Origin of the sequence: Streptomyces sp. (assembly GCF_031178505.1) — a bacterium.
Classification (GTDB): Bacteria; Actinomycetota; Actinomycetes; order Streptomycetales; family Streptomycetaceae; genus Streptomyces; species Streptomyces gulbargensis.
Genome location: NZ_JAPSIW010000176.1, coordinates 1 through 10,645, shown reverse-complemented (window position 1 = coordinate 10,645; position 10,645 = coordinate 1). Strand labels below are relative to the sequence as shown.

Here is a 10,645-nt window from a genome sequence, read left to right as displayed (position 1 = left end):
GGTCCCCGGGCGTGCCGGGGACCTTCGCGGACCGTTCGTCTCAGGCGGTGGCGGCCAGGGCCGTCACCAGGAGCGGGGTGACCAGGCCGACCTGCCAGGGGCGCGCGCCGTGGGCGGCCAGGGCGGCAGCGACCGTCTCCTCCGTGGCGGGCGCCGGGGGCTCCCAGCAGACCCGCCGCACGGTGTCGGGGGTGATCAGGTTCTCCTGCGGCAGGTTCAGCTCCTCCGCCAGCGCCGACACCGCGGTCCGCGCCGCCGACAGCCGCGCGGCCGCCACCGGGTCCTTGTCCGCCCACGCACGCGGCGGGGGCGGCCCGGTGACCTGCTGGCCCGGCTGGGGCAGCTCGTTCTCGGGGAGCGCCCTGGCCCGGTCCACCGCGGCCTGCCACTGCTCCAGCTGGCGCCGGCCCATCCGGTGGCCGAATCCCGGCAGCGCGGAGAGCGCGGCCACGTTCGCGGGGAGGGCCAGGGCCGCCTCCACGATCGCCGCGTCGCTCAGCACCTTGCCGGGGGAGACGTCGCGCCGCTGGGCGATCCGGTCCCGGGCCGTCCACAGCTCCCGTACGACCGCCATCTGGCGGCGCCGGCGGACCTTGTGCATGCCGGAGGTGCGGCGCCAGGGGTCCTTGCGCGGTGGGGCGGGCGGGGCCGAGGCGATGGCGTCGAACTCCTGGCGGGCCCATTCCAGCTTGCCCTGCCGGTCCAGCTCCTTCTCCAGGGCGTCGCGCAGGTCGACCAGGAGCTCCACGTCCAGCGCGGCGTACCGCAGCCACGGCTCGGGCAGCGGCCGGGTGGACCAGTCCACGGCGGAGTGGCCCTTCTCCAGGGCGTATCCGAGGACGGACTCGACCATCGCGCCGAGGCCGACCCGCGGGAAGCCCGCGAGCCGCCCGGCGAGCTCGGTGTCGAAGAGGGAGGTGGGGAGCATGCCTATGTCCCGCAGGCACGGCAGGTCCTGGGTGGCGGCGTGCAGGATCCACTCGGTCCCGGCGAGCGCCTCGCCGAGGCCGGAGAGGTCCGGGCAGCCGACCGGGTCGATCAGGGCGGTCCCGGCCCCCTCGCGGCGGAGCTGGACGAGATAGGCGCGCTGGCCGTAGCGATAGCCGGAGGCGCGCTCGGCGTCCACGGCGACGGGGCCGCTTCCGGCCGCGAAGGCGGCGATCACCCCGGCGAGGGCGTCCTCGCTCGCGACGACGGGCGGAACCCCCTCACGGGGCTCCAGCAACGGGATCGGAAGCCCATTCGCAGGGACATCGTCGTCCGGGGGGCCGCCCCCGGTGGTGCGCAGTGCTGTGTCTGCTGCGGTCTCTTGGGCGTCGGTCACCCGTCAAGGGTATCCGTCCACCGGCGGTCACCCCCCGAGGAACGGACGGAACGTTCCGTCGACAGGTGACCGCGGCGCGCCGGTGGTGCCTCAGTGGATGATTCCGGTGCGCAGGGCCACCGCGACCATTCCGGCGCGGTCACCGGTGCCCAGCTTGCGGGCGATGCGGGCGAGGTGGCTCTTGACGGTGAGGGCCGAGAGGCCCATGGAGACGCCGATCGCCTTGTTGGACTGTCCCTCGGCCACCAGCCGCAGCACCTCGACCTCACGGCCGGAGAGCTCGCGGTAGCCGCCCGGGTGGCTCGGGGCACCCGGGGGGCGGCGGTGGCCGAGGCGGGCGGCGGCGGCGCCGATCGGCGCGGCACCCGGGCGTGTCGGGTGCCCGATGTTCGTACGGGTGCCGGTGACGACATAGCCCTTGACGCCGCCGGCGAGGGCGTTGCGCACCGCGCCGATGTCGTCGGCGGCCGAGAGGGCCAGGCCGTTGGGCCAGCCCGCGGCGCGGGTCTCGGACAGCAGGGTCAGACCGCTGCCGTCGGGCAGGTGGACGTCGGCCACGCAGATGTCGCGCGGGTTGCCGACGCGGGGACGGGCCTCCGCGATGGACGAAGCCTCGATCACGTCGCGAACTCCGAGGGCCCACAGGTGGCGGGTCACGGTGGAGCGGACGCGCGGGTCGGCCACGACGACCATGGCCGTCGGCTTGTTCGGGCGGTAGGCGACCAGGCTTGCGGGCTGCTCGAGGAGAACGGACACCAGGCCTCCTGGGGGGAAGGTGCGGGACGGAGCCGGCTCGGGGAAGAAGCCGGGGGCGAACCCGTGCTGTGAAGGGGTCACTGAATCCTTCGGCAGCAGGGCCGCCCGCCTTTAGGGAAAGATCACGATTTAGTGAGTAACAATTCGGGCAATTCGGACGAGTGAGCGAGCGCCGGCCGGAACACCCCCGCCGCTCACCCCCACGGGGGACCCCCGTCAAGCGCCCTGCGGCCCCCGCCGCTGGGGCAGCGACACGACCCCCGCCCCCGCCGTCGTCGAACCCGGCTCCGGAGCCACCGGCGGCAGCCCCGCGATCTGGCACAGCAGATCGCACCACGCCGCCAGATGCGCCCCCGTGTCCGGCGCCCCGCCCAGCCCCTCGCGCGGCGTCCACGACGCCCTGATCTCGATCTGCGTCGCCGGCCTGCGGTCCGCCAGGCCCCCGAAATAGTGCGAGCCCGCCATCGTCACGGTCCCGCTCGCCTCGCCGTACGCCAGCCCCCGCGCCTCCAGCGCGCCCGTCAGCCACGACCAGCACACCTCCGGCAGCAGCGGATCGGCCGCCATCTCCGGCTCCAGCTCCGCCCGCACCAGCGTCACCAGCCGGAACGTTCCCTTCCAGGCCTCGTGGCCGTCCGGATCGTGCAACAGGACGAGCCGCCCGTCCGCCAGGTCCTCCTCGCCGTCCACCACCGCCGCCTCCACCGCGTAGGCGTACGGGGCGAGACGCTGCGGCGGCCGCGTCGGATCGACCTCCATCTCCGGCCGCAGCCGCGCCGCGCGCAAGCCCTCGACCGCCCGCCGGAACGCCGGCGGCGCCGCGTCCTCCTCCGTACCCCCCGCCGTGTCGCCCGCCCCTCGATTGCCCTCGGAATGATCGGAAAAATGTCCCTGAGCCGCAGCCATGCGGGGAAGAGTAGGCGGAACGGGGCCGCCGCGCAGGGAGGGACACCCGCCCCGCACGAGCGGCTTACCGCCACATGCGAAGATTTGGGCGTGAGTGCCATGGACAGCCCGACGGGCCAGCAGACGAAGCAGCAGTCGCGGACGTACGACTCCGCGTTCCTCAAGGCGTGCCGGCGCGAGCCCGTACCCCACACCCCCGTCTGGTTCATGCGACAGGCCGGGCGCTCCCTCCCCGAGTACCTCAAGGTCCGCGAGGGCATCCCCATGCTCGAGTCGTGCATGCGGCCCGAGCTGGTCACCGAGATCACCCTCCAGCCCGTACGCCGCCACAAGGTCGACGCCGCCATCTTCTTCAGCGACATCGTCGTCCCCCTCAAGGCCATCGGCATCGACCTCGACATCAAGCCCGGCGTCGGCCCCGTCGTCGCCGAGCCCATCCGTACCCGAGCCGACCTCGACCGCCTGCGCGACCTCACCCCCGAGGACGTCCACTACGTCACCGAGGCCATCGGCATGCTCACCGCCGAACTGGGCGGGACCCCGCTCATCGGCTTCGCCGGCGCGCCCTTCACCCTCGCGAGCTACCTCGTCGAGGGCGGCCCGTCCCGCAACCACGAGCACACCAAGGCGCTCATGTACGGCGACCCGCAGCTCTGGGCCGACCTCCTCGACCGCCTCGCCGACATCACCGCCGCCTTCCTCACCGTCCAGATCGAGGCCGGCGTCTCCGCCGTCCAGCTGTTCGACTCCTGGGTCGGCGCGCTCGCCCCGGCCGACTACCGCCGCTCCGTGATGCCCGCCTCCACCAAGGTCTTCGACGCCGTCGCCGGCCACGGCGTCCCCCGCATCCACTTCGGCGTCGGCACCGGTGAACTGCTCGGCCTCATGGGCGAGGCCGGCGCCGACGTCGTCGGCGTCGACTGGCGCGTCCCCCTCGACGAGGCCGCCCGCCGCGTCGGCCCCGGCAAGGCACTCCAGGGCAACCTCGACCCCGCCGTCCTCTTCTCCTCCCGCGAGGCCGTCGAGGCCAAGACCGACGAGGTCCTCGCCGCCGCCCGGGGCCTCGAAGGACACGTCTTCAACCTCGGCCACGGCGTGCTGCCCACCACCGACCCCGACGCGCTGACCCGGCTCGTCGAGTACGTGCACACCCGGACGGCCGTCTGACGCCGCCCGCGCCGCGCACGACGGCGGGGCCGGGACCGTACGGAAGGTACGGGACCGTACGGAAGGTACGGGACCGGCCCCGCCGCCGTCGTCACGGGCCCCGCCCGAAGGAGAGGGCCGGACCCCGGGGCTCGTCAGCCGGCCGCCCGCACCGCCGCCACCGCCTTCCGGGCCGCCACCAGCACCGGATCCCACACCGGCGAGAACGGCGGCGCGTACCCCAGGTCCAGCGCCGCCACCTCCTCCACCGACATCCGCGCCGACAGCGCCACCGCCGCCACGTCCACCCGCTTCGCCGCACCCTCCCGGCCCACGATCTGCACCCCCAACAGCCGGCCCGTGCGCCGCTCCGCCAGCATCTTCACCGTCATCGGCGCCGCCCCCGGGTAGTACCCCGCCCGGCTCGTCGACTCCACCGTCACCGACACGAACCGCAGCCCCACCTCCCGGGCGTCCCTCTCCCGCAGCCCCGTCCGCGCGATCTCCAGATCGCACACCTTCGACACCGCCGTCCCCACCACCCCCGGGAACGTCGCGTAGTCCCCGCCCACGTTCGAGCCGATCACCTGGCCCTGCTTGTTCGCGTGCGTCCCCAGCGGCACGTACCGCTCCCGGCCCGACACCAGGTCCAGCACCTCCACACAGTCACCACCCGCCCAGACGTTCTCCTGGCCCCGCACCCGCATCGCCAGATCCGTCAGCACCCCCCCGTACGACCCCAGCGGCAGCCCCGCGGCCTGTGCCAGCGAGGTCTCCGGCACCACCCCCACCCCCAGCACCACCACATCCGCCGGATACTCCGCCGCGTCCGTCGCCACCGCCCGCACCCGGCCGTCCCCGTCCACCAGGAAGCCCGTCACCTCGGCCGACCCCACCGTCCGGATCCCCAGCCCGTCCATCGCCCGGTGCACCAGCCGCCCCATCTCCGGATCCAGCGTCGACATCGGCTGCTCGCTCCGGTTCACCACCGTCACCTCGAAGCCCCGCTTCAGCAGCGCCTCCGCCATCTCCACCCCGATGTACCCGGCCCCCACCACGACCGCCCGGCGCCCCCGCGCCGCCGACAGCCCGTCCAGCAACGCCTGACCGTCCTCCAGCGTCTGGACCCCGAACACCCCCCGCGCGTCCACCCCCGGCACCGGCGGACGCAACGGCCGCGCCCCCGTCGCGATCACCAGCCGGTCGAACCCCGTCCAGCCCTCCGCACCCGACTCCACGTCCCGCCACCGCACCCGCTGCCCCGGCACATCGAGCTCCGTCACCTCCGTCCGCATCCGCAGATCGATGTCCCGCGCCCGATGCTCCTCAGGGGCCCGCGCGATCAACTCCTCCCGCTCCGGCACGTCCCCACTCACCCAGTACGGGATCCCGCACGCCGAATACGAGGAGAAGCGCCCCCGCTCGAACGCCACGATCTCCAACTCGCCCGCGCCCTTGAGCCTGCGCGCCTGCGAAGCGGCCGACATCCCCGCCGCGTCCCCACCGATGACCACCAGTCGTTCCGTCATGGGGCCATTGTCCCGGGGCTCGGTTCGCCTCCGGGCGCCCGAGCCACTCACTCGCCGGGGCTCCCCGTCGCGGGCGTCCTGCGGCGGGGCGCCGAGGCGGTTTGAGAGAGTGGGGGCATGAACGCGGACACCACGGGACCCCACGTCGTCGTCGCGGGCGGCGGCATCGCCGGGCTCGCCGCCGCGCACCGGCTGCTCGCCGGGGGCGCGCGCGTCACCCTCCTCGAAGGCGACGACCGGCTCGGCGGGAAACTGCTCGCCGGAGAGATCGCCGGCGCACCCGTGGACCTCGGCGCCGAGTCGCTGCTCGCCCGCCGCCCCGAGGCCGTCGCCCTCGCCCGCGACGTCGGGCTCGGCGAACGGCTCCAGGGCCCCGCCACCACCACCGCCTCCGTCTGGTCCCGGGGCCGGCTCGTGCCCATGCCGAAGGGGCACGTCATGGGCGTCCCCGGCGACGCCCGCGCCGTCGAGGGCCTCCTGTCCGAAGAAGGCGTGCGCCGGATCGGACAGGACGGCGACCTGCCCCCCACCGAGATCGGCGACGACACCGCCATCGGCGCGTACGTCGCCGCCCGCATGGGCCACGAGGTCGTCGACCGGCTCGTCGAACCCCTCCTCGGCGGCGTCTACGCCGGCGACGCCTACCGCATCTCCATGAAGGCCGCCGTCCCCGCCCTCTTCGACGCCGCCCGCCGCCACCCCACCCTCACCGAAGCCGTCCGCGCCGTCCAGCGGGCCGGCGCCGCCGTCCCCGCCGACGCGGCCGGCGCCGCCACCGGCCTCGGCGGCTCCGTCTTCGCCGGCCTCGACGGCGGCATCGGCACCCTGCCCGCCGCCGTCGCCGCCGCCGTCCGCGCCGCCGGCGGCGAGATCCGCACCGGCACGCCCGTCACCGCCCTGCGCCGCACCGGCGCCACCGGCTGGCAGGTCGTCACCCCCGGCCGCGTCCTCGACGCCGACGCCGTCCTCCTCGCCACCCCCGCCGGACCCGCCGCCGGCCTCCTCGCCGACCACGCCCCGGCCGCCGCCGCCGAACTCGCCGCCGTCGAGTACGCCTCCATGGCCCTCGTCACCCTCGCCTTCCGCCGCGCCGACATGCCCGCCCTCGCCGGCTCCGGCTTCCTCGTGCCGCCCGTCGACGGGCACACCATCAAGGCCTCCACCTTCTCCAGCCGGAAATGGCGCTGGGTCTCCGAACAAGCCCCCGACCTCTTCCTGCTCCGCACCTCCGTCGGCCGCCACGGCGAGGAGGAACAGCTCCACCGGGACGACACCGACCTCGTCGCCGCCTCCCTCAAGGACCTCGCCGCCGCCACCGGACTCACCGTCCGGCCCGTCGCCACCACCGTCACCCGCTGGACCGGCGGCCTGCCCCAGTACCCCGTCGGCCACCTCGCCCGCGTCGCCCGCGTCCGCGAGGCCGTCGCCGCCCTCCCCGGACTGCGGCTCGCGGGCGCCGCGTACGACGGCGTCGGCATCCCCGCCTGCATCGCCTCCGCCCACCGCGCGGCCGACGAGATCATCGCCACGCGGCGAACCCCCCACCCCGGTGCGGGGCACTCCTCGTGACGGGCGAGAATAGGCGTATGAGTGCGCCCGAAAAGATCCCGAACGCCGGTAAGAAGGCGAAGGACCTCAACGAGGTCATCCGCTACACCCTGTGGTCCGTGTTCAAGCTGCGCGACGTCCTGCCCGCCGACCGCGCCGGATACGCCGACGAGGTCCAGGAGCTGTTCGACCAGCTCGCCGCCAAGGACATCACCGTCCGCGGCACGTACGACCTCTCCGGTCTCCGCGCCGACGCCGACGTCATGATCTGGTGGCACGCCGAGACGAGCGACGAGCTCCAGGAGGCGTACAACCTCTTCCGCCGCACCAAGCTCGGCCGCGCCCTGGAGCCGGTCTGGTCCAACATGGCGCTGCACCGCCCCGCCGAGTTCAACAAGTCGCACATCCCGGCCTTCCTCGCCGACGAGACCCCGCGCGACTACGTCTCGGTCTACCCCTTCGTCCGCTCCTACGACTGGTACCTGCTGCCGGACGAGGACCGCCGCCGCATGCTGGCCGACCACGGCAAGATGGCCCGCGGCTTCCCCGACGTCCGCGCCAACACCGTCGCCTCCTTCTCGCTCGGCGACTACGAGTGGCTCCTCGCCTTCGAGGCCGACGAACTGCACCGCATCGTCGACCTCATGCGTCACCTGCGCGGCTCCGAGGCCCGCATGCACGTCCGCGAGGAGGTCCCGTTCTACACCGGCCGCCGCAAGAGCGTCGGCGACCTGGTGGCGGGCCTGGCCTGACGGCCGTACGAACCTGGTGGCGGCCCGGCCCCCGGCCGGACCCCCACCCCTCGACCCGGAAGATCAGACGGCAGGCGTGACCGTTGCCCGCCGCTCCAGCGACACCGGGTCCGGCACCGGGTGCGGCGCGCGTCCCACGCGCGCCGCACCGGCGTCTCTCCCCCCGGCCCGAGTCGCCGGAACCCCCGGGCGCGGCCTCAGCCGCTGGAGCCGCCCCCGCCCCCGCACGAGCTCCCGCCGCCCGAGCCGCCCCCGCACGAGCTCCCGCCGCCCGAGCCGCCGCCGCACGAGCTCCCGCCCGAGCCGCCCCCGCCGTCGTAACCGCCGCCCGCGCACCACACGGCGCCCTCGTCCGCCGACGTACCCCCGCCGGAGGAGGACGGAACCGGCCGCCCTCGCCCGTACATCCGCGCCGCCGCGACGAGCTGGCCCCGCAGCACCGGATCCGGCAGCACCCCCGGACCGTGCAGCGCCACCAGATGCCCGGCGTCCCGGAGATGGCCGTGAGCCGCGCCGTACGCGCCCAGTGCCCGCCACCCCGCCGACGTCACCGCACCCGCCGACGCCGCCCAGCAGGCGATGGCCGCGACGATCACGCCGATCAGCGCCGGCAGCACCTTGAGGACGAACGGGGCCACCGGCTCCTCCTTCGCGGCGGCCTCCATCACGGACAGCACGATCGACACCGGGAAGAGCAGGAACGCCAGGAAGCCGAGGACGAGGCAGAGCACCCGGGTGGTGTTCCGCGCGGAAGGCTCCGTGACCAGGCCGCGGGCCGCCAGCCCGTGCCCGATCCGCTGGACGGACGGGCGCCGCATCACCGCGAGCCGCAGATGATGCAGGGCCCCGTACGGAGCCGCCGCGATCTCCTCCAGCACGGCCTGCTCCACCGGGTCGCGCGGGGCGGCGGCCGGCAGCGCGGTCACCATCCCGGGCCCGCCGACGGCCAGCCGCCCGTCGGCGTGGAGCGAGGCGAGCGCGGTGTCCACGACCCGGGCCGGGCCGCCGTGCAGGAACGCGGCCTCGTACCGGTCGTGGACCGGCCCGCCCGTCGCCCGGGGCCTGCCCTGCGGCCGGACGGCCCGCACCACCAGCAGCGCGACGGCGGCGACCGCGGCCACGTACACGAGGACGACGAGGACGTTCACCGGCGACCACCACCCGCCAGGACCTCACGGGCGGCCCGGAACAGCCGGGCGGCCCGGCCGGGCTCCCGGCTCCCGGCCCGCTCCTGCCACCAGCGCGTCAGACGGCGCCGCACCACCGGATCCTCGGGGCGGCCCGCGACCAGCAGGTGCTCGACGAAGGCCAGCGCGTCCCGGCGGTAGCCACCGGTCATCGGCCGGGACCTCGCGTACGCCAGGAACGCCGGCCGGTACGCCTCGCCCAGGATCTCCGGCAGCTCCGGCGCGACCTTCGCGACCACCCCCGCCCGCTTGGCCGCGAGCGCCCGTGCCTGCACCCCGAGCCGCCGCTGGTCGAACCCCTCCGGCGCCGGCGTCCCCGCCACCAGCGCCGACAGCAGCGCCGCCTGCGCCACACCGACCCGCTGCCGCGCCTCGTCGGTCCTCACGGGGGGAGCGTCGAGGACGGGCGGCGACGGCGCCACGGCGGCCGGCATCGCACCGCCCGAGACGCGTGCGCCCGCGCCGATGAGCAGCGGAGCCTCCGCCGCGGCGGCCGCGCGGGACACGGACGCCCCGCGCCGGTCCGCCGGGCGCGCCGCCGACACCGTGGCGCGGATCGTCGCGAGCTCCGAGGCCAGCTCCTCCGCCGGCGGGAAACGGTCGTCCCGTTCCAGGAGGACCCCGGGCGGGCTGACCCGGGAGGAGAGGTCCGCGAGAATACCGAGAACGGGTTCGGGTACGGGGTGGGCGTGGGTGTCGTGCCAGACACCGTCCCGTTCGACGCCGCCCGCGACGTGGACGTACGCGATGGCCTCCACGGGAAGCTCGGCCAGGGCCCGCGCGGGGTCCTCGCCCCGGTTGAGATGGTTGGTGTGCAGGTTGGCCACGTCGATCAGGAGCCGCACCCCCGTGCGCTCCACCAGCTCGGCGAGGAACCGGCCCTCCGTCATCTCCTGGTCGGGCCAGGCGAAGAGGGCGGCGATGTTCTCCAGGGCGAGCGGCACCGGCAGGGCGTCCTGCGCCATCCGGACGTTCTCGCACAGCACGTCCAGGGCGTCGCGGGTGCGGGGCACCGGCAGCAGATGGCCGGCCTCCAGCAGCGGAGTCGCGGTGAGCGGCCCCCCGGCCCGCACGAACGCGATGTGCTCCGTCACCAGCGGCGCCCCCAGCGCCGTCGCCTTCTCCCCGAGCGCGGCCAGGCGGGCCGGGTCGGGCCGGTCGGCGCCGCCGAGGCCGAGCGAGACCCCGTGCGGCACGACGGTCACCCCGCGCTCCCGCAGCCGTACCAGGGAGTCCGGCAGGTGACCGGCGCAGATGTTCTCCGCGACGACCTCCACCCAGTCCAGCCCGGGCAGCGCCTCGACCGCCTCCGCGATCTCCGGCCGCCAGCCGATCCCGATCCCCAGTTCCCCCATGTCCCGTCCCCCTCCGTCGGACCCCGGTCCCTGAGGTGATGGCCCCCCGGGAAACGCCCGAACCCCAAGAGGGGGACGTTCAGAGCTTCATTTGAGGTTCGCGGGCCCCGGGTCCTGCCGGCGGAGCCGCGGTCGGAGCCCC

General features: G+C 75.2%; 9 protein-coding genes. 3 read left to right on the top strand and 6 right to left on the bottom strand.

All coding sequences use genetic code 11. From position 1 onward, the window contains the following. Positions 1 to 40 precede the first annotated feature (40 nt). The 3 genes from RIF68_RS14585 to RIF68_RS14575 all read right to left on the bottom strand — a co-directional run bounded on the left by RIF68_RS14585 (position 41) and on the right by RIF68_RS14575 (position 2,986). Positions 41 to 1,324 carry a ribonuclease D gene (locus RIF68_RS14585; RefSeq protein ID WP_309051663.1) on the bottom strand — a complete coding sequence of 428 codons (1,284 nt, stop codon included), beginning with the start codon at positions 1,322 to 1,324 and terminating at the stop codon, positions 41 to 43. Between the two features lie 90 nt (positions 1,325 to 1,414). Then, positions 1,415 to 2,080, bottom strand: coding sequence for a response regulator transcription factor (locus RIF68_RS14580; RefSeq protein ID WP_015037008.1), 666 nt, complete (start codon positions 2,078 to 2,080; stop codon positions 1,415 to 1,417). Positions 2,081 to 2,296: 216 nt separating this feature from the next. Then, positions 2,297 to 2,986, bottom strand: a complete 690-nt coding sequence (locus tag RIF68_RS14575; protein WP_309051662.1) for a DUF3000 domain-containing protein — start codon at positions 2,984 to 2,986, stop codon at positions 2,297 to 2,299. A 90-nt stretch (positions 2,987 to 3,076) separates the two neighbouring features. Here RIF68_RS14575 and hemE point away from each other — a divergent pair, with 90 nt between their 5' ends. Next, entirely contained in the window at positions 3,077 to 4,153 is a 1,077-nt protein-coding gene (gene hemE / locus RIF68_RS14570; protein WP_375165700.1) for a uroporphyrinogen decarboxylase, read from the top strand. A 134-nt stretch (positions 4,154 to 4,287) separates the two neighbouring features. On the opposite strand, the gene RIF68_RS14565 is transcribed toward hemE, so the two are convergent. Then, positions 4,288 to 5,661, bottom strand: coding sequence for an FAD-dependent oxidoreductase (locus RIF68_RS14565; RefSeq protein WP_309051661.1), 1,374 nt, complete (start codon positions 5,659 to 5,661; stop codon positions 4,288 to 4,290). Positions 5,662 to 5,778: 117 nt separating this feature from the next. Between RIF68_RS14565 and hemG the strand changes: the two genes are divergently transcribed. Next, positions 5,779 to 7,230, top strand: a complete 1,452-nt coding sequence (hemG, locus tag RIF68_RS14560) for a protoporphyrinogen oxidase (RefSeq protein ID WP_309051660.1) — start codon at positions 5,779 to 5,781, stop codon at positions 7,228 to 7,230. Positions 7,231 to 7,247: 17 nt separating this feature from the next. Further along, positions 7,248 to 7,961: a hydrogen peroxide-dependent heme synthase gene (gene hemQ / locus RIF68_RS14555; protein ID WP_309051659.1), complete on the top strand. Its 714-nt coding sequence runs from the start codon at positions 7,248 to 7,250 to the stop codon at positions 7,959 to 7,961. A gap of 197 nt (positions 7,962 to 8,158) precedes the next feature. Here the strand turns inward: hemQ and RIF68_RS14550 are convergent, their stop codons facing one another. Together RIF68_RS14550 and RIF68_RS14545 are read right to left on the bottom strand one after the other, a co-directional pair. Continuing rightward, entirely contained in the window at positions 8,159 to 9,109 is a 951-nt protein-coding gene (locus RIF68_RS14550; RefSeq protein WP_309051658.1) for a TIGR04222 domain-containing membrane protein, read from the bottom strand. Continuing rightward, positions 9,106 to 10,503, bottom strand: coding sequence for a DUF692 family multinuclear iron-containing protein (locus RIF68_RS14545; RefSeq protein ID WP_309051657.1), 1,398 nt, complete (start codon positions 10,501 to 10,503; stop codon positions 9,106 to 9,108). Before RIF68_RS14545 ends, RIF68_RS14550 begins: the two co-directional genes overlap by 4 nt. Positions 10,504 to 10,645 lie beyond the last annotated feature (142 nt).